The following is a 17864-nucleotide window of genomic DNA, read 5'->3' on the forward strand; positions in this document are numbered from 1 at the left end:
GACCTGACAAAAGAGACTGTCGGCGCGACCTGACAAGATCTGGGCATGGTCAGCGACGCAGCCCTCCGCAAGCGGTCCCTCCGCAAGTGGTCCCTGCGCGCCTGGCTGGACCGAACTACCGAAACCTGGACCCCACCGACCGCCCGCGATCTGACCACCCCGCTCCGCTATCTCTTCTGGTTGACCAAGTCGCAAGCCCGCCGCGTCGGTCTCGGCGCCTTCCTGGGTACGTCGTGGATGGTCGGCCTCGCCGTCCCGCCATGGGTGCTCTCGCGTGCCGTCGACCGTGGTCTGGTCCCCCGCGACACCTCCGCTCTCATCGGTTGGGTGCTCCTTTTACTTGCGATCGGCGTGCTGAACGCGCTCCTTGGCATCAGTCGTCACCGCACGATGACGAAGATCCGGATGGACGCGTCGTTCCGTTCCGTCCGGGCAACTGTTTGGCATACGTCTCGGCTGGGCGCGTCGCTGGCGCGACGGGTCAGTGCCGGCGAGGTCGTGACGGTTGGCATCACGGACGTGCAGACTGTTGCGCAGGCGCTCACGGTCACCGGGCCGGGCGTTGGCGCGGTCGTTGCGTACGTCGTGATCGCGGTCGTGCTCTTCACGATCTCACCGTTGCTCGCGGTGATGGTGCTGGCCGGTGTGCCTTTGCTGGCGATCGCGGTCGGTCCGTTCCTGCGGCGCATCGAGCGGACGGGCGGTACTTATCGCGTACACCAAGGAGCGCTGACTACGCGACTGGTTGATGTGCTCGCTGGGTTGCGCGTACTCAATGGTCTTGGTGGGAAGAGGTTCGTTGCCGAGAAGTATGAACAGCAATCGCAGGATCTGATCGGGCATGGATATCGCGTTGCAGGCCCGGCTAGTTGGGTCGGTGCGTTGTCGACCGGTCTGCCGGCGTTGTTTCTGGCCGCGGTGGTGTGGCTGTCCGCGCGGATGGCGGCCAGTGGTGCCATCACGATCGGTGACGTGGTCGCTGTGTACGGGTATGTGGCTGTGCTTGTTGTGCCGGTCGCGTTCTTCATTGAGGCGGGCGGGGACCTCGCGCGGGCGCGGGTTGCCGGGCAGCGGATCATCGACCTGCTGAACTTGCCGGTCGCACATCAGCCGGAGGAGCCGCTCCCGATCCCGGCCGGTTGTGGTCCGTTGATCGATCCGGTGTTCGGCGTGACCGTACGCCCAGGCCTGCTGACTGCCCTGGTCGCGGCCCGCCCGGCCGAGGCGATCACGGTGATAGAGCGGCTCGGCCAGCTACACCCCGCGCTGACCGAGGCCGCGGGACGTCCGAGCTGGGCGGGTGTACCGCTTGCGACGACGGATCGCGGTGAGCTCAGGCGCCGGATGGTTGTTGCCGACAACGATGGTGAACTGTTCGCCGGCACCGTACGCGACATTGTGTCCGGACCGCTCGAGCCCGACGACGACCGGATTCACGCCGCCCTGCACAGCGCGGTCGCCGAGGACATCGTCGAGGCGCTACCGGACGGTCTCGACGCCGAGCTCGCCGCCGGCGGGAGTGACCTGTCTGGTGGCCAACGGCAACGAATCCGGCTCGCCCGCGCCGTGTACGCCTCCCCCGATGTTCTACTCGCCATCGACCCGACCTCCGCCGTCGACGCGAACACCGAAGCCGCCATCATCGACCGAGTTCGCGCGGCGAGACGCGGCACGACCACCCTGATCACCACGACCTCCCCGCTCGTACTGGACCGCGCCGACGAGGTCATCGTCCTTCTCGACGGCCAGAGATCGTCGGTCGGCACGCACGCGGAGCTCCTGCACAGCGACGCGTACTACCGAGAGCTCGTCTCCCGCGCCCAGGACGACCGATGAGTAGCCAACTGCTCGTCGCTCCCCCGGCGGAAGTGCGCTCGGCCGCCGCACGCGACCTGCGCGCCGACCGTACCGCCGTGATCGGTCTCGCCCTGGTGAACGGGCTGGCCGCCGCGGCCGGTTTGGTGGGTCCGTGGCTGCTCGGCCGCATCATCGACACGATCCAGGCCGGCTCCGGCAACGTACTCAGCACCGTCGACCGGCTCGCGTTCGGCGCTGTGCTGTTCACGGTTGTGCAGACAGTGCTGTCGTGGTGGGCGCTCAAGATCGGCTACCGATTCGGTGAGCGGACGGCGGCCCGCGTACGCGAACGGTTCCTGCGGCGTACGTTGGCGCTGCCGCCCCGCGTGGCCGATCACCTTCCGTCAGGTGACCTGATCGCGCGTGGCAGCACCGACGCCAGCCGGGTCGCGATGACACTGCGGTCGGCGGTGCCTGAGGTCCTGGTGGCGATCGTGCATGCACTGTTCTTGATCGTCGCGGTGCTTGTGCTCGATCCGCGGCTCGGGCTGTGCGGTCTCGCGTCGCTGATCGGAGTCGGCGCGGCGGTGCGCTGGTACCTTCGCCGCGCCAGACCGGTGTACCTGGCCGCGGCCGGCGCCGAAGCCGGCTTGGCTGAGGTCGTCACGAGTACGGCGAAGGGCGCTCGTACGGTTGAGCTGCTCGGCCTCGAGGATCGTCGCACCGAGGCGACCGAGACCGCGATCGGCCAAGCGCGGACCGCACGGCTCGGGGCGCTGTGGCTGCGGACGATTCTCTTTCCGTGGTCCGAGATCGCGCTCACTTTGCCGGTCGCGGGCGTGCTGCTGATCGGGGGCGCGCTGTACACCAATGACCTGGTCAGCCTTGGGGTGGTGGTGACTGCGGCGGTGTACCTGCGTCAACTGGTCGGCCCGCTCGACACACTCATGTTGTGGATCGAGCAGTTGCAAGGGGCGGCCGCCTCGTACGCTCGGGTCGAGGGGCTGGCCGATATCCCGCAGGCCGATCCGCCGCGGGCGCGGGACGTTGACGGGGACCGCATCCGGGTGCAGGACGTTCGCTACAGCTACACCGGCGTACGCGACGTACTTCGCGGGATCGATCTGTCGGTGCAGCCGGGCGAACGGCTGGCGATTGTCGGCACGTCCGGGGCCGGGAAGTCGACACTCGCGCGGTTGCTCGCCGGGCTGGATCGGCCGCACACCGGTTCGGTGACGATCGGTGGTACGCCGGTGGCCGACCTTCCACCTGATCAGTTGCGCGAACACGTCGTACTGATCACGCAGGACCACCACGTCTTCCACGACTCGCTCCGCGACAACCTGCTGATCGCCAAACCAACCGCAACCGACGCCGAACTACACGCCGCCCTGCAAGCCGTCGGCGCAACCTGGCCGACCGAAGGTCCACCAGCCGCCCAAGAACATGAGCTGAGTGCCGGGTGGGGGTCCGGGCTGGACGTCGTGCTCGGGCGGGACACGATCCTCGGTGACGCCGAGGCTCAGCAGCTGTCGTTGGCTCGGGTTGTGCTGGCCGATCCGCATACGCTGATCCTGGATGAGGCGACCGCGCTGCTTGACCCGAAGACCGCGCGCCAAACCGAGCAGTCGCTGGCCGCCGTACTCGAGGGTCGCACTGTGATCGCGATCGCCCACCGCCTGCAAACCGCCCACGACGCCGACCGCATCGCCGTGATGGAAGCCGGCGAACTGGTAGAACTCGGCACCCACGACGAGCTGGTCAGCGCGGACGGCGTCTACGGCAAACTCTGGCGAACCTGGCACGGCGACGACCCTGACGACACCACACCCCTGACAAAGACCTCAACCCGCTAACCTGTCCGTCCGCGCCGGAGTCAGGCCGTCGAAGATGAGGTCGAGCAGAGCGGCCGCCTGCTCGGCCGCGTCCGGCTCCGTCTCGGTGACCAGCGCGACTGCGTTCACGAGCTTGAACAACTGCCCGACCGGTACGCCCGTCCGGACGTCTCCCGCTTTCTGTGCCCGCGCCAGCAGCGCCTGCGCCGCGCCGAACACCGCCGCACGGCACGACGAGCCGTCAGTGCCGAGCGCTGTCAGCAGCGACGCGGCCAGCCCACGTTCGGTGCTGCCCTGCGCGATGACTGCGCCCAGCCACTCTTTCAGTGCCGCGCCAGGCGACGGCGCGGACATCAGGTCTTCGGCCTGGCGGCACAGGGCGTCGATGTGGTCGCGGAAAACGGCCTCCAGCAGCGCCTGCCGGGTGGGAAAGTGCCGGTAGAGCGTGGCGTTGCCGACTCCCGCCTGCTGTGCGATGTCATCCAGCGGCGCATCGGCCCCTTGCTCCGCGAAGGCGGTCCGAGCAGAGGCCACCAGCCGGTCGTAGTTGCGCTGGGCGTCGGCCCGCATCGTCGCCTCCAGGGATTGCGTAAACGGGGACTCTCCCCATATCGTACCTGACAGAACCGGGGAGACTCCCCGTTTAGGAGGTGCGATGAACTCCCAGCCACCGGAATACGCTGCCCGGTACGCAGAGCACTTCGCGATGGAGCGCCGCGACGGAGTGCTCGTCCTGCGCATGCACACCGGCGGCGGCCCGGCCGTCATGTCACTCGGGCTGCACCACGCCTGGGGTGAGGTACTGCGGGAAGCAGGCGCAGACCTGGACAACGAGGTGCTGATCCTCACCGGCAGCGGCGACGCGTGGACCGGCGGGCTCGACCCCACGCTGTCCGACCGGCCGCCGGCGCAGCGAGGCGAGGACCGCTACGACCTCTACCGCGACGGCATCGCGCTGCTACGCAGCCTCGTCTTCTCCGTGGACGTGCCGACCATCGGCGCGCTCAACGGGCCTGGATACCACCAGGAGCTGGCGCTTGCCTGCGACCTGACGCTGTGCACCCCCAGCACGATCTTCGACGACACGCACTTCCGCTCCGGCGCCGTGCCCGGCGACGGCCAGCACCTGGTCTATCAGGAATTACTCGGCCTCAAGCGGGCCGCTCAGGTGCTGTACACCGGCGCCGGCGTCGGCGCCGCCGAGGCGCTGGAGCTGGGCTTGGTCAACGAAGTCGTTCCGGACGAGCAACTGCTGCCACGCGCCTTGGAGCTGGCCACCGAGATCATGGCCGCGCCGCGCTCCACGCGCCGTCTAACCCACGCGATCGTCCAGCGTCCGTGGCAACGCCGCCTGGTCGACGACCTGGCCTTCGGCCGTACCCACCACCTGCTCAACACCTGACCCCCGCAATGTCCTCAAACACAGCCATGGAGGAAACATGATCACCGTTCTCGTGACCGGTGCCACTGGCGCCCAAGGCGGCGCAACGGCCCGCGGCTTGCTGGCCGCCGGGCAACGCGTCCGCGCTCTGGTCCGCGACCCCAGCACCCCAGCCGCGCGGGCGCTCGCCGCCGCCGGCGCCGAGTTGGTTCGGGGCGACATGGGCGACCGCGCCTCGCTCGACGCGGCAATGCGTGGCGTCGACGGCGTCTTCAGCATTCAGCCCACGATCGGCTACCCCGGTACGCCGCCCGGCTTCACCATCGACGACGAGCTCCGCTACGGCCGCAACGTTGCCGATGCCGCTGCGGCGGCGGGCGTCAGCAGTTTCGTGTACGCCTCCGTCGGCGCCGCTGATGCTTCGCACGGCATCGTGCGCTGGCAGACCAAGGACACCCTGGAGCGGTACGCCCGTGACCTGGGCCTGCCCATGACCGCGCTCCGGCCGGTCCGTTTCATGGACAACCAGGTCCACCCACAGCTGGGCGTACGCGACGGAGTCCTGGCCGACGTCATCCTGCCGGACGTACCGGTGCAGCTCATCGCGGCGACCGACATCGGCGCATTCGCCACCCTGGCCTTCACCCGTCCGGACGAATACGCCGGCCGGACGATCGAACTGGCCGGCGACGAGTTGACCATGCCGCAGATCGTCCAAGCCATGGAGCGGGCGCTCGGGCAGCCCATCACCTACCGGCCCATCCCGCGCGAGGCGCTGGTCGGCCGCGACCCGGACGCCGTGGCCGGCTACGACTTCGCCAACCACGGGGGCGGCTGGCACGCCGACATCGAAACGCTGCGCAAGGAACACCCAGGCCTGATGGACTTCGCCACCTGGCTCGACCGCGAGGGCGCCGCTGCGTTCACCTCGTCCCGCTCCTAACGGCCGCGCGCCTCGTCTGGAGCGTGGTCAGGGTTGGATGGCCACGCCATGGGTGGTGAGCAAGGTGTGGAGGGTGGCGTGGCCCTGGGTGAAGTCCCATCGTTCGGCGGGAAGGCCGGCGGTGTGGGCGGCCGTGACATTGTCGGGATTGTCGTCGATGAAGAGGATGGTCTCGGGGTCGGCGCCGATGCGGTTTGCGGCGCGGGTGAAGAAGTCCGGGTCGGGTTTCGCGACGCCCAGGTCGTACGAGTAGCAGCTCACGTCGAACAACTCGTCGTACCCGAGCGCGGTACGCATGTGCGCACCGCGATAGCACTCCTGATTCGTACCGAGATGCACGCCGTACCCATTGCGCTTCAACGCGCGCACGACCTCCAGCGACTCCTCGATCACCGAGATCTTCTTCCACACCGCGTCGTAGATCTCGGTGACCGAAGCAGTCGCACCGTGCCTGCGCAAACCAGCGGTCAGGATCGGCAGATAGTCCTCCTGCCCGGCAAGACTCGGCAGTTCCTCCACCCATGTCTCGTGCAGGAACTCCCTGGCCCGGTCCCCCAGGTACGGCTCCATCGCCGCGTACCAACCACCTGGCAGGTCCTGCAACACACCGTCCGCGTCGAAAAGTACATGCCGAATACCCATGCGATCCATCGTCCCGGACGCCGGCCCGAAAATGGCGGTGGCGTAGGCGCCCGGCATCAGGCACATGCGGTCAGGACGGGTCTTGGAGGATGCCGAGGATGTTGCCGTCCGGGTCGGTCAACGTTGCGACCAGGCGGCCGCCGCCGACGTCCTTCGGGGCGTCCTTCAGGGTGCCGCCGGCCGCGGTGATCTCCTGGATCTTCGCTTCGATGTCACCGACGTGCCAGTACGCGATCGGTGCGGTCATGTCGCTGTTCGGTACCAGGCCGATCTGCTGGCCTTCGGCGTCGAAGCCGACGTAGTACGGCGAGTCGGCCATCGGTTCGACACCGAGCAGTGCCGCGTACACGGGCTTGGCCTTCGCGAGGTCGGTGACCGGGTGCAGGATCGTCTTGGCGCCTTGCGTGGAAGTCATTTCGCACTCCTGAGTGAGGTGATTTCCGAACAACTTCACGCTATTCCTGCCCCGGCCGGCCGGGCTTCTCGATTCCTGATCAGTTGAGCAGGCAGCAGTTATGACACGTACTCGGCCAGGTGCTTCCCGGTCAGCGTCTTCGGCTTCTTGATCAGCGCCGCAGGCGTACCTTCGAACACCACCTTGCCGCCGTCATGCCCCGCGCCCGGACCAAGGTCGATGATCCAGTCCGCATGCGCCATCACGGCCTGGTGATGCTCGATCACGATCACCGACTTCCCGGCGTCCACCAACCGGTCCAGCAAACCCAGCAGCTGCTCGACGTCAGCCAGGTGCAGCCCGGTCGTGGGCTCGTCGAGTACGAGGATGCCGCCCTTCTCCCCCATGTGCGTCGCCAGCTTCAACCGCTGCCGCTCACCGCCGGACAGGGTCGTCAACGGCTGACCGAGCGACAGGTATCCAAGCCCGACATCGGCGAGCCGCTCCAGGATCTTCTCCGCGGCCGGCGTCCGTGCCTCGCCCTCGGCGAAGTACTCCAGCGCCTCGGACACCGGCATCGCGAGTACCTCGGCAATGTTCTTCCCACCGAACGTGTACTCCAGCACCGCCGCCTGGAACCGCTTGCCCTCGCACTCCTCGCACGGCGCCTCCACGGTCGCCATCACGCCGAGCTCGGTGTAGATCACACCCGCGCCCTTGCACGCCGGGCACGCGCCTTCGGAGTTCGCGCTGAACAGCGCCGGCTTCACCCCGTTCGCCTTCGCGAACGCCTTCCGGATCGGTTCGAGCAGACCCGTGTACGTGGCCGGGTTGCTGCGCCGCGAACCGCGGATCGCGCCCTGGTCGATCGACACCACGCCGTCGCGGCCCGCGATCGACCCGTGGATCAGCGAACTCTTGCCCGATCCCGCGACCCCGGTCACCACGACCAGTACGCCGAGCGGCACGTCGACGTCCACGTTCTGCAGGTTGTTCGTCGATGCGCCGCGCACCTCGAGCGCGCCGGACCCCGTCCGTACCGACTCCTTCAGCGAGGCCCGGTCGTCGAGATGCCGACCGGTCAGCGTCCCGCTCGCGCGCAGCTTCTCGACCGTGCCTTCGAACACGACCTCACCACCGCCCGAACCGGCGCCCGGCCCGAGGTCGATCACGTGGTCGGCGATCGCGATCGTCTCCGGCTTGTGCTCCACGACCAGCACGGTGTTGCCCTTGTTGCGCAGTTGCAGCAGCAGTTCGTTCATCCGCTGAATGTCGTGCGGGTGCAGACCGATGGTCGGCTCGTCGAACACGTACGTGACGTCCGTCAGCGACGATCCCAAGTGGCGGATCATCTTGGTGCGCTGCGCCTCGCCGCCGGACAGGGTCCCGGCCGGCCGTTCCAGCGACAGGTACCCGAGGCCGATGTCGACGAACGAGTCGAGCGCCTCGCCGAGCGCCTTCAGCAGCGGCGCGACCGACGGCTCCTTCAGCCCGCGAATCCAGGCGGCCAGGTCGGTGATCTGCATCGCGCACAGGTCGGCGATGTTCTTGCCCTTGATCTTCGACCCCAGCGCTTCCTGGCTGAGCCGCGTGCCGCCGCAATCCGGGCAGGTCGTGAACGTCACCGCGCGCTCGACGAACGCCCGGATGTGCGGCTGCATCGCGTCCACGTCCTTGGACAGGAAGGACCGCTGGATCGCCGGGATCAGGCCGTTGTACGTGAGGTTGATGCCCTCGACCTTGATCTTGGTGGCTTCGCGGTGCAGCAGGTCGTGCAGTTCCTTCTTGGTGTACTTCTTGATCGGCTTGTCCGGGTTGAAGAACCCCGAGCCGCGGAAGATCCGCCCGTACCAGCCGTCCATCGAGTAACCGGGGATGGTCAGCGCGCCCTCGTTCAGCGACTTGTTCTCGTCGTACAGCGCGGTCAGGTCGAAGTCGGTGACCGAGCCCATCCCCTCGCAGCGCGGGCACATGCCGCCGGCGTACACCTGCTCGCGGACGACCTTCTTCTCCCCCGCACCCTTGTCGGCTGTCATCGAGCCGGTCGCGGTCCGTTTCGGGACGTTGAACGAGTACGCGGTCGGCGGCCCGGCGTGCGGCGTGGCGATCCGGCTGAACAGGATCCGGAGCATCGCGTTCGCGTCGGTGGCCGTCCCGACGGTGGAGCGGGGGTTCGCGCCCATCCGCTCCTGGTCGACGATGATCGCGGTGGTCAGCCCGTCGAGGACATCGACCTCCGGCCGGGCCAGGTTCGGCATGAAGCCCTGGACGAACGCGCTGTACGTCTCGTTGATCAGCCGTTGCGACTCCGACGCGATGGTGCCGAACACCAGCGAGCTCTTGCCGGACCCGGAGACCCCGGTGAACGCCGTCAGCCGGCGCTTCGGGATCTCGACGCTGACGTCCTTCAGGTTGTTCACCCGGGCGCCGGTGACCCGGATCAGGTCGTGGCTGTCGGCAACATGTTCAGCGGAACTCATGCGTGCTTCTCCATCGTGTGTACGTCGGTGGCTGACCAAGGTGCTGACCGGGTCAGGAGGCCTGGTTGATCCGGATGTGGTTCCCGGCCGGGTCGCGGAAAGCGCAGTCGCGCACCCCGTACGGCTGGTCGGTCGGTTCCTGGATCACCTCGGCGTCGGTGGCCTGCAGCCGCTCGAACAGCCCGTCCAGGTCGTCGGTGGCGAGCACGAGAGTGGCGTACGTGCCCTTGGCCATCATTTCGTGGATGGTCCGGCGCTCGTCGTCGGTCAGCCCCGGGTCGACCGCCGGCGGGGTGAGCACGATGTTCGTGTCGGGCTGCTCAGGCGGGCCGACGGTGATCCAGCGCATCCCCTCGTACCCGACGTCCATCCGGACCTCGAAGCCGAGCAGGTCACGGAAGAAGGCCAGCGAGGCCTCCGGGTCGGTGTGCGGCAGGAAGCTGGTGTGAATCTTGATCGTCATGGCTGTCACGCTACGTGCTGGTCGAGGGAGTTGCTTCTCGATTCCTGATCGGTCTGGTCACCTGTTTGGCGACACACGACGGAATCCCCAGCGTCGCATCGCCGGCGCGCTCCTTATAGACGCTCGGCGGGATCCCGACCAGCTCGGTGAAGCGCGTACTGAAGGTACCCAGCGACTGGCAGCCGACCGCGAAACACACGTCGGTGACGCTCTGGTCGCCGCGCCGCAGCAGCATCATCGCGCGCTCGATCCGGCGCGTCATCAAGTACCCGTACGGTGACTCTCCGTACGCACGCTTGAACGCGCGGCTCAGATGCCCGGACGACATGTGCGCACCCCGCGCCAGCTCGTCCACATCCAGCGGCTGGGCGTACTCCCGGTCGATCCGGTCCTTCACACGCCGCAGCCGCGCCAGATCGTCCAGGCGCTGCTCATCCGTGGCCCCGTTACTCATCGTCGCAATCCTGCCATCTCGCCCACGCCAACGAAAGGCTGACGTGACGGCAACCTGCCGAAACGCTCAGAGCACGTCGTAGCTGAGGAAGGCGACCTGCCCCTGGCGTTCCACCCCCGTCAGCCGCAGCCGCGCGGCACCGGGGAAGAGCGGCTTGCCGGCCGCGAGCAGCACCGGCGTGATCCCGATGATCACCCGATCAAGCACTCCGGCAGCCGCGAACGCCGCCGCCAGCGCGCCACCGCCGGCGACGAAGACGTCCCGCTCGCCAGCGGCCGCAAGCATGGCTGGATGCTCAGCTGCGACATCGGTCGCGAAGTGCAGGTTCGCCCCTGGTACGCGCGGTAGTTGGCGGTGGGTGAAGACCCAGACGGCGCGGTCGCCGTGTGCCTCGCGCCAACGGTCCGGGAGGGCAAGCAGGTCGGAGTCGCGGAGCACCGCCTCGTACGTGGATGCGCCCATCGCCAACGCTCCGACACCGTTCAGGAACTGGCTGAAGTCACGGTCCGCCGCGGGCAGGTCGTACAGCCAGTCGAGTTCGTTGTCCGGGCCGGCGACGAAGCCGTTCAGGGTGGACGTCATCAGGTAGGTGGTTGTCATCTGGCACCCCAGTTCAGGTACGCGACGTTGGCCAGGAGCCAGCCGAAGCCGATCGCCTGCTGGCCGTCGCGTTCCGGAGTGGGCTGGTAGCGGTTGTAGAGGGCCAGGCAGTGGGCGTGGACGTTGCGGTCCCACGGGGCGATTTGCATCCAGCGGGGTGCCTGATGCGCGACTGACGCGGCGCCGACAGCGCCACCCGCAACCGTCGTGTGTACGGCGGGGAGACCGTCGGCGTCCTTGGTGGCGACATTTTGGGTGAAGGTCCGCGCGATTCTGGCCAGGTCACGCCCGGTGAAGGCCAGCTTGGCGCGGAACGCCCGGACCGCGAACTCGACGTCGATCGCGCCGTGACTGATGTCCTCGAACTGCCGCGCCGGACCACCCGACGGGGTGAAGATCGAGACATCGGTCGCCGGATCACCGGTCTTGGTGAACCCGTCGTAGATCCGTCCGCCGGTCGGCCAGTAGTGCCACAGGTAGGCGTCGCCGGCGTCGGCCGTGAGCTGCGCCGACATCATCCGGCCCATCGCGGCCACCTTCTGCCGGTACTCGCGCTCGCCGGTGATCAGCGCCAGCTCGACCATGGTCTGGCCGAGCCCGACCGACTGGTTGATCGGCTGCTCACATCCGTCGTACGCGAGGGGTTGTCCTTTCGGCCAGATCAGATGACCGGCGTCGCGGTACTCCCAGTCGTGGACCGCCACAGCTTCACGGCACGCTTGCAGGTACTCGGCCGCCTTTCGCTGGTAGCGGCGGCGCAGTACGGGCGAGCTGAGCACGATGCGGACGAAGCTGGCGATCGGGTACGTGATCATGCCGGTGTGGACGGCAAAGATGACCGGCCGGCAGCGCATCTCGTACGCGCCGGGGCGAGGTAAGTCGCCGGGGCCTGGTGTTGGGCGCCTGTCGACGGCTGTGAGTTGGAGGGGGCCGGGGGCGGCGGCGTAGATCCGGGTGACGGCGTAGTCGGGGCTCGCCGGGTCCAGGGAGAGGTCTGGAAGGGTGACTGTGCGGTTCACGAAGGTGTTGACGAGGTGGACCGTGAAGGTGTCGGGGCGGGTGCCGGCGGAGACCGTGACTGTGGTGTCTTCGGCGTAGGTGAGTGCTTCGCGGAGGTCGAGCAGCGGTCGACCGTTGCTGTCGGCAAGGGTTGCGACGCCGGTCGTATACGGGTGGTCGGCGCGCCATGCCGGTTGGGAGAGACCGCGGTAGTCGGTGACGCCGCGTTCGCTGTCTCGTACGGAGAGGACCTGGTCGATGTTGTCGATCAGGCGGTCCAGGTAGTGGGTGTCGCGGTACGTCTCGTACATGCGGATGAGGCCGAGCAGGACGTACGACTGACTCCAGGCGAGCATGCCGGAGCGGCCGTCGCGATTGGTGTTGTCGTTCGGCTGATCGGGCTGGCCTGGGCCGCCTTGCTGGAAGAGGCGATCCCAGGCGTCGAAGGTGCTCCGGGCGGTGTAGTCGATCGTGTCTGCGTAGGCGGTGCCGGGTAGGAGCAGACTGCCGGCGGCGGTCAGGGCGCCGGTGCGGAGCACGAAACGGCGGGACGGGCGTAGATCAGGCATGGCGGGCTGCCTCCGGCTGTCGCGAGCGGACGAAACGCGGTCTATGCCAGTGTCCCGGAGCCCACCGCCGCCGGCAGCCCGACGCCAACCCACGAGCGCGCCGCCCAATTACGGCAGCTCAACCCCGATCGAAAACACCTCGAGCCAACCATGGCAGCTCACTCTCGAGCGAGCGCCATGGGGCTCACTCGCGAGGGACAGCGCGTTGAGCTGGCCGTGACAGCTGGACCTCGAGCGCGTCGAGCCGACCGGGGCAGCTCACTCCCGAGCGAGAGCGCGCCGGACCGACCGTGACAGCTCGGCCTCGAGCGCATTGGGCCGGCCGGGGCAGCTCAACCTCGATGGCGCCGGGCTCTCTGGGGCAGCTCGACTCGAACGGAAGCGCGGCGAGCTCTCTAGGGCAGCTCAACCTCCAGTGGGAGCGCGTTGGACCGGCCGTGGCAGCTCACTCCCGTGTGGGAGCGCGTTGGGCTGGCCGTGGCAGCTCGACTCGAACGGAAGCACGGCGAGCTCTCTTGGGCAGCTCGACCTCGAGTGGGAGCGCGTCGAGCCGACCATGGAGCTCACTCCCGTGTGAGAGCGCGTCGAGCTGGCCGTGGCAGCTCACTCCCCTGCGAGAGCGCGTTGGGCTGGCCGGGGCAGCTCGAGCTCGAATGGAAGGGCGACGAGGCCGTTAGTGAACCTCGACCTCGAGTGGGAGGGCGTTGAGGAAGTCGGCTGCGTCGAACATCGCGCCCGCGGACGCGACACCTGTGGATCGGGTGCGGCCGTCGAGGAGTCGCTGTACTGCCTCGACGGCGAGGGGTGCGCTGATCGCGTAGATGTCTTGGCCGCGGGCGATCGCGCGGCGCTCGACTCCGCCGGTGTGCACGCGGACGTCGACCACGAAGGTTTGCTCGGAGCGGCCGAGTGCGTCGACGGCGACCGGCGCCGGGGTGTTCGGATCGGCAAGGTCCGCGGCGGCGTCGACGGTCATCAGCGAGCGGACCTCGGATACGTCGATGTGGCTCGGAATCGTGACGATGTCGGCCATGCTGAACTCCGCAATCACCCGACGGCGCCCGAGCGGCTCGGGGAACGTCCAGTCGAGGTGCACCGGCGCGTCCTGGTGGTAGCGCAGCTGACCGTCGGTGAACCGGACCCGGCGGCCCCCGCGGCGTTCGTGCGAGACCTCGCCCGCGACACGCGTGCCGGGGGTCGGGTGCCAGCTCGGGAGCCCGTACGCGACCTCGATCCGGTCCGCCTTGGTGTCGCCGTCGAGCGCGGCGGCGGCAAGCAGGTCCGCGAGTCCCCCGAAGAACGCGCACGCCGGGACGGCTCGGCTCGCGGACGGGTGGCCGAGGGTGGTCACGTTCGCCTCGAGCTCGGCGGCGACATCAACGTACGGAACACCGTTGCGGGCGGCCGCTTCGAGCACCGGAATCGCAGTCAGGGCGAACGGACCGGCGCAGTTGATCACAGCCGCCTGGCCAGCGAACGCCCGGTCCAACGCCCCCGGATCATCAACCGCGGCCGACGCAATCGCGACCCGGTCCCATTGGCGAGCGAACGCTCCGTCCAACGCCCGCCGATCATCAACTGCGGCCGGGACGATCGCGACCTGGTCCAACGCCCGCGGATCATCAACTGCGGCCGGCGCGATCGCGGCCCGGTCCAACGCCCTCGGGTCGTCGACCGCGGCCGGCGTGATCGCGGCTCGGTCCCATTCGCGAGCGAACGCCCGGTCCAACGCCCCCGGATCGTCAACAGCGGCCGGCGCGATCGCGACCCGGTCCAACGTTCGCGGATCGTCAACAGCGGCCGGCGTGATCGCGGCTCGGTCCCAGGCTTGTGTACCGTCCATGGCGGCCTGGTCCGGCAACGCGAGCTGGTCCGGCAGCGCGGTCCGGCGCGGGAGTGCGACCTGGCGTGTGAGGGCGGTGAGGGTGGATGGGTTGCGGCCGGCGATGGTGGTGGGGATGGCTCGGCGTAGGAGTTCTTCGACGACGAAGCGGCCGGTGTGGCCGGTTGCGCCGTACACGACGACTGTGTTGACGGGGTTCATGCGGCGAGTCTCCGGGACGCGAGTGCGGCGGTGTGAGAGTCCGGAACGACAGCATCCGTACACTTTCGGACATGCACACCGTGGCGGTCGCGACCGCGGGACAGCTGTTGCACTTCGAGCTCGGGGTCGCGTACGAGATCTTCGGCAACCCACCGGTCGGGGCCGAGGACTGGTACGACGTACGCCTCTGCGGACCCGGGACCGTCCAGGTCGGGCCATTCATGGTCGAGCCGGACGACGGACTCGACCGGCTGGCGAGCGCGGACACGGTGATCGTCCCGGCGATCGCCGACGTGGATCAGGCACCGCCCGCCGCACTGGTTGAGGCAGTCCGGGCCGCGTACGACGCCGGTGCCCGGATCGCGTCCTTGTGCACCGGGGCGTTCGTGCTCGGTGCGGCCGGGTTGCTGGACGGTCGCCGGGCGACGACGCATTGGGCCCACACAGACGTACTAAGCGCACGTTATCCACAGGCGATCGTGGATCCGGATGTGCTCTACACGGACAACGAGAACGTACTGACCTCCGCCGGCAAGGCCGCCGCGGTCGACCTGTGTCTGCACCTCGTGCACGTCGACCACGGGGCCGCTGTCGCGAATACGGTCGCGCGGCGGCTGGTCGTACCGCCGCATCGGGCCGGTGGTCAGGCGCAATTCGTGGCGACGCCGGTGCCAGTCAGCGGTGATCACGCGCTGGCGGAACTACTCGCGTGGGCGCAGGCTCGGTTGGACCAGCCGCTGACCGTCACCGAACTGGCCCGGCGGGCGAACACCAGCCCACGGCACCTCGGCCGTCAGTTCCGCTCGGTGACCGGGCAGACGCCGCTGCAGTGGTTGCTGACGCAGCGGGTCCGCCGCGCGCAACAGTTGCTCGAAACCACCGACGACGGCATCGAAGCCGTCGCGATCGCCACCGGCATGGGAACCGCCACTACCCTGCGCCGGCAGTTCAAACGCGTCGTCGGCGTGCCACCGAACGCCTATCGCCGCTCCTTCCACAACACCTAGGCTGCCGTGACATGACCCCGCACTTCCGCGACGCAAGCACGGCTGACCTCGCAGCGATCCTCCGCCTCTACCGGCAACTGCACCCGGCCGATCCCGAACTCCCGGAGGAGCAGGCCGCCGAGGTGTACGCGACGATTCTGCGTACGCCCGGTATGCGGCTGATGGTGCTTGAACACGAAGGTGCAGTCGTCGCGACCACGTACCTGAACCTCGTACCGAACTTGACCCGCGGCGGCGCGCCGTACGCCGTGATCGAGAACGTTGTGGTGGAGGCCGGATTGCGCGGGCGTGGATTCGGGCAGCGGATCATGGCCGGCACCTTGCAAGCCGCGTGGGATGCCGGGTGTTACAAGGTGATGTTGAGTACGGGGTCACGTACGCCGGCGACGCATGCGTTTTACCGGCGGTGCGGGTTTTCTGCGGATGAGAAGACGGCGTACGTGATGCGCCCGGCGCGGGGTTAGTTTGGCCAGGGGTCGCCCCAGGTGGTTTGGCGGGCCGCGCGGTAGGTATCGGCTGACTTTGGGATGGTGAGCTGGGTCTTGGTGCCGGATGTGGTGCAGAGGTCCAGGATTACGCGGTTCTTCGGTCGGGTTGGGCGGGTGAGCACGCGGCTTGCGGACGGCCGGATCGGGGCTCGGGTTGCGACGAGATAGCTGAACTTCTCGTCTTCGAAGTTGCGGGCGCCGTCCTTGAGCATCCGGTGCAGTTCGGTGCGTGGGAGCCGGACCGCGAAGTGGCACCAGTCCGGTGACGCGATCGGGCACGCGTACTGGTGTGGGCAGGGCGCCGCGATCGTGTAGCCGTGGTTGATCAGCTCGTCCCGCGCGTCGACCGTACGCTGATGCCCGCGGGGTGTGCCGGGCTCGACGATCACGATGGTGTTGGCGGCGCGGGCGGCCGCTTTCACGACAGCTGTGCGGTCGTCCGCGGTGAGCTCGTTGAGCACATAGCCGATCGTGATCAGGTCAACATCCCGGTCGAGTTCGCCCGAGCGGAGATCGGCGGCGGTCCACCGAAGTGCGGGAAGCTGCTCGGCCGCCAGTTGCCGGCCGAGCTGGATCGCGGGGCGTTGGCGCTCCAGTAATTCGGTGGTGATCGTGGGCCAGACGGCCGCGGCCGCCCACGCGGCAGCGCCGGTTCCGCCGCCCAGATCCAGGTGGGTGGCGATCGGCGCGTGTACGTGGTGCTCGGCCGCCGTCAGCGCGGCATGCATCGCGCGATAGGTGGCCGGCATGCGGATCACCGCGTACGCGAGGCAGTCGAGCGCATCGTTCAACGCGGGGGCGGCGTCGTCGACCTGTTCGGTGCGGTAGCGATGTGACAGGGCGGCCACGCGTTTGCGCAGCTCATGGTGCGGTACGCCGGCGACGGCGCGGGTCAGGGCAGCATGAAGTTGGGTGTCCTTGGCGGACATGCGAAAACTCCGGTTCGATCGGCACGGAGTACGCGCCCGGTACACACCCAGGTGGGTACACAGGCGGCGCGTACGTGATCTGCGGCGTAAAGCCGCGACGCACCAATCGGTCCGGAGAAAGCTGTCAGGTCAGCAGACAGCAGCAGAGGAGGGATCGGCGCGGAACCGGATAACCATGCACGCCATCAGGCCACCTCCTCGGGTCAGCATGACCGTAACAGAACGGTCGGCATCGCGCGCCCCAATTAACGTCCCTCCGACGTGCACAGGCAGACCTTGTTGCCCTGGGGATCCGCAAGCACGATGAACATCGGCGCCTCCTCGTCGTACACGACCTTCCCGCCCGCCGCGATCGCCGCCTCGATGCGGGCCGGAACCACCTCGGGCGCCAGCCACAGATCCAGGTGGAACCGTTGTCGTGGTGGTTCGTGCGGGGTGGTGCCCTGGAACCACAGGTTCGGCACGCGGCCGGTCGGGTCGATGATGTCGCTGCCGGTGAACGAGTCGGTCGAGCCCGTCAGCACAGCCGCCCAGAACGGGCCGATCTCGGCGAGGTCCGCCGTGTCCAGACCGATCTCGACTTGGGCGACCGCTGTTGGTTCCGCGGTCAGGCCGTGCTCTGCCGCGAGTGCACTGATCCGGTCGGCGGTTGCTTCGTCACGGCAGGACACGTCGACGTACGCAGCTCCGATTCGCAGCTCCGGCGTACGGTCGACTGTCGCGCACGCCTCCCCCACCACCTGAGCGAACCGTGCACCAGCCGCGAACGACGGCGTCACGAACCGCGTCTGCAGAGCCTGCGCCAGCTTCCGCCAATCACCCGATGCCATCTCGACCTC

17 protein-coding genes are annotated in these 17864 nt (G+C 68.3%); 6 read left to right on the plus strand and 11 right to left on the minus strand.

Going from position 1 to position 17864, the window contains the following annotated elements:
* Positions 1–45 precede the first annotated feature (45 nt).
* Together ABD260_RS11600 and ABD260_RS11605 are read left to right on the plus strand one after the other, a co-directional pair.
* A complete protein-coding gene (locus ABD260_RS11600) occupies positions 46–1836 on the plus strand; it encodes an ABC transporter transmembrane domain-containing protein (RefSeq protein ID WP_344233434.1) in 1791 nt (596 codons plus the stop codon).
* On the plus strand, positions 1833–3653 hold the full coding sequence (locus ABD260_RS11605; RefSeq protein WP_344233435.1) for an ABC transporter ATP-binding protein: 1821 nt from the start codon (positions 1833–1835) through the stop codon (positions 3651–3653). Before ABD260_RS11600 ends, ABD260_RS11605 begins: the two co-directional genes overlap by 4 nt.
* Here ABD260_RS11605 and ABD260_RS11610 read toward each other — a convergent pair.
* Entirely contained in the window at positions 3642–4202 is a 561-nt protein-coding gene (locus ABD260_RS11610) for a TetR/AcrR family transcriptional regulator (protein ID WP_344233436.1), read from the minus strand. The genes ABD260_RS11605 and ABD260_RS11610 overlap by 12 nt on opposite strands.
* Positions 4203–4287: 85 nt before the next feature.
* On the opposite strand from ABD260_RS11610, the gene ABD260_RS11615 reads away from it, so the two are divergent.
* The gene (locus ABD260_RS11615; RefSeq protein ID WP_344233437.1) at positions 4288–5034 is read left to right on the plus strand and encodes an enoyl-CoA hydratase/isomerase family protein; all 747 of its coding nucleotides are present in this window, start codon (positions 4288–4290) and stop codon (positions 5032–5034) included.
* A gap of 37 nt (positions 5035–5071) precedes the next feature.
* Positions 5072–5956, plus strand: coding sequence for an NmrA/HSCARG family protein (locus ABD260_RS11620; protein WP_344233438.1), 885 nt, complete (start codon positions 5072–5074; stop codon positions 5954–5956).
* 27 nt (positions 5957–5983) lie between these two features.
* Here the strand turns inward: ABD260_RS11620 and ABD260_RS11625 are convergent, their stop codons facing one another.
* From ABD260_RS11625 to ABD260_RS11660, 8 genes are all read right to left on the minus strand, one after another.
* Positions 5984–6598: an HAD family hydrolase gene (locus ABD260_RS11625; RefSeq protein WP_344233439.1), complete on the minus strand. Its 615-nt coding sequence runs from the start codon at positions 6596–6598 to the stop codon at positions 5984–5986.
* A gap of 70 nt (positions 6599–6668) precedes the next feature.
* Positions 6669–7013 (minus strand): VOC family protein, encoded by a 345-nt coding sequence (locus tag ABD260_RS11630; RefSeq protein WP_344233440.1) that lies wholly within the window; start codon positions 7011–7013, stop codon positions 6669–6671.
* Between the two features lie 98 nt (positions 7014–7111).
* Positions 7112–9472: an ATP-binding cassette domain-containing protein gene (locus ABD260_RS11635; protein WP_344233441.1), complete on the minus strand. Its 2361-nt coding sequence runs from the start codon at positions 9470–9472 to the stop codon at positions 7112–7114.
* Between the two features lie 52 nt (positions 9473–9524).
* Entirely contained in the window at positions 9525–9935 is a 411-nt protein-coding gene (locus tag ABD260_RS11640) for a VOC family protein (RefSeq protein WP_184832447.1), read from the minus strand.
* 10 nt (positions 9936–9945) lie between these two features.
* Entirely contained in the window at positions 9946–10389 is a 444-nt protein-coding gene (locus ABD260_RS11645) for a helix-turn-helix transcriptional regulator (RefSeq protein ID WP_344233442.1), read from the minus strand.
* Positions 10390–10455: 66 nt separating this feature from the next.
* A complete protein-coding gene (locus tag ABD260_RS11650; protein WP_344233443.1) occupies positions 10456–10989 on the minus strand; it encodes a dihydrofolate reductase family protein in 534 nt (177 codons plus the stop codon).
* Positions 10986–12557 carry a hypothetical protein gene (locus ABD260_RS11655; protein WP_344233444.1) on the minus strand — a complete coding sequence of 524 codons (1572 nt, stop codon included), beginning with the start codon at positions 12555–12557 and terminating at the stop codon, positions 10986–10988. Before ABD260_RS11655 ends, ABD260_RS11650 begins: the two co-directional genes overlap by 4 nt.
* A gap of 673 nt (positions 12558–13230) precedes the next feature.
* Entirely contained in the window at positions 13231–14601 is a 1371-nt protein-coding gene (locus ABD260_RS11660; RefSeq protein ID WP_344233445.1) for a saccharopine dehydrogenase NADP-binding domain-containing protein, read from the minus strand.
* 71 nt (positions 14602–14672) lie between these two features.
* On the opposite strand from ABD260_RS11660, the gene ABD260_RS11665 reads away from it, so the two are divergent.
* Positions 14673–15608, plus strand: a complete 936-nt coding sequence (locus ABD260_RS11665; protein ID WP_344233446.1) for a helix-turn-helix domain-containing protein — start codon at positions 14673–14675, stop codon at positions 15606–15608.
* Positions 15609–15619: 11 nt separating this feature from the next.
* Positions 15620–16072 (plus strand): GNAT family N-acetyltransferase, encoded by a 453-nt coding sequence (locus tag ABD260_RS11670; protein ID WP_344233447.1) that lies wholly within the window; start codon positions 15620–15622, stop codon positions 16070–16072.
* Here ABD260_RS11670 and ABD260_RS11675 read toward each other — a convergent pair.
* Together ABD260_RS11675 and ABD260_RS11680 are read right to left on the minus strand one after the other, a co-directional pair.
* Entirely contained in the window at positions 16069–17025 is a 957-nt protein-coding gene (locus ABD260_RS11675; protein WP_344233448.1) for a small ribosomal subunit Rsm22 family protein, read from the minus strand. The two genes, ABD260_RS11670 and ABD260_RS11675, sit on opposite strands and share 4 nt — an antisense overlap.
* Positions 17026–17270: 245 nt before the next feature.
* Entirely contained in the window at positions 17271–17855 is a 585-nt protein-coding gene (locus ABD260_RS11680) for a VOC family protein (protein WP_344233449.1), read from the minus strand.
* Positions 17856–17864: the final 9 nt, after the last annotated feature.

The sequence above is a fragment of the Kribbella hippodromi genome (assembly GCF_039531045.1).
In the GTDB taxonomy this organism is placed as follows: Bacteria; Actinomycetota; Actinomycetes; order Propionibacteriales; family Kribbellaceae; genus Kribbella; species Kribbella hippodromi.

Excerpts from the sequence above, each read along its gene's own strand:
- ABD260_RS11600 (WP_344233434.1), top strand. The coding sequence starts at position 46 with ATGGTCAGCGACGCAGCCCTCCGCAAGCGGTCCCTCCGCAAGTGGTCC.
- ABD260_RS11605 (WP_344233435.1), top strand. The coding sequence starts at position 1,833 with ATGAGTAGCCAACTGCTCGTCGCTCCCCCGGCGGAAGTGCGCTCGGCC.
- ABD260_RS11610 (WP_344233436.1), bottom strand. The coding sequence starts at position 4,202 with ATGCGGGCCGACGCCCAGCGCAACTACGACCGGCTGGTGGCCTCTGCT.
- ABD260_RS11615 (WP_344233437.1), top strand. The coding sequence starts at position 4,288 with ATGAACTCCCAGCCACCGGAATACGCTGCCCGGTACGCAGAGCACTTC.
- ABD260_RS11620 (WP_344233438.1), top strand. The coding sequence starts at position 5,072 with ATGATCACCGTTCTCGTGACCGGTGCCACTGGCGCCCAAGGCGGCGCA.
- ABD260_RS11625 (WP_344233439.1), bottom strand. The coding sequence starts at position 6,598 with ATGGGTATTCGGCATGTACTTTTCGACGCGGACGGTGTGTTGCAGGAC.
- ABD260_RS11630 (WP_344233440.1), bottom strand. The coding sequence starts at position 7,013 with ATGACTTCCACGCAAGGCGCCAAGACGATCCTGCACCCGGTCACCGAC.
- ABD260_RS11635 (WP_344233441.1), bottom strand. The coding sequence starts at position 9,472 with ATGAGTTCCGCTGAACATGTTGCCGACAGCCACGACCTGATCCGGGTC.
- ABD260_RS11640 (WP_184832447.1), bottom strand. The coding sequence starts at position 9,935 with ATGACGATCAAGATTCACACCAGCTTCCTGCCGCACACCGACCCGGAG.
- ABD260_RS11645 (WP_344233442.1), bottom strand. The coding sequence starts at position 10,389 with ATGAGTAACGGGGCCACGGATGAGCAGCGCCTGGACGATCTGGCGCGG.
- ABD260_RS11650 (WP_344233443.1), bottom strand. The coding sequence starts at position 10,989 with ATGACAACCACCTACCTGATGACGTCCACCCTGAACGGCTTCGTCGCC.
- ABD260_RS11655 (WP_344233444.1), bottom strand. The coding sequence starts at position 12,557 with ATGCCTGATCTACGCCCGTCCCGCCGTTTCGTGCTCCGCACCGGCGCC.
- ABD260_RS11660 (WP_344233445.1), bottom strand. The coding sequence starts at position 14,601 with ATGAACCCCGTCAACACAGTCGTCGTGTACGGCGCAACCGGCCACACC.
- ABD260_RS11665 (WP_344233446.1), top strand. The coding sequence starts at position 14,673 with ATGCACACCGTGGCGGTCGCGACCGCGGGACAGCTGTTGCACTTCGAG.
- ABD260_RS11670 (WP_344233447.1), top strand. The coding sequence starts at position 15,620 with ATGACCCCGCACTTCCGCGACGCAAGCACGGCTGACCTCGCAGCGATC.
- ABD260_RS11675 (WP_344233448.1), bottom strand. The coding sequence starts at position 17,025 with ATGTCCGCCAAGGACACCCAACTTCATGCTGCCCTGACCCGCGCCGTC.
- ABD260_RS11680 (WP_344233449.1), bottom strand. The coding sequence starts at position 17,855 with ATGGCATCGGGTGATTGGCGGAAGCTGGCGCAGGCTCTGCAGACGCGG.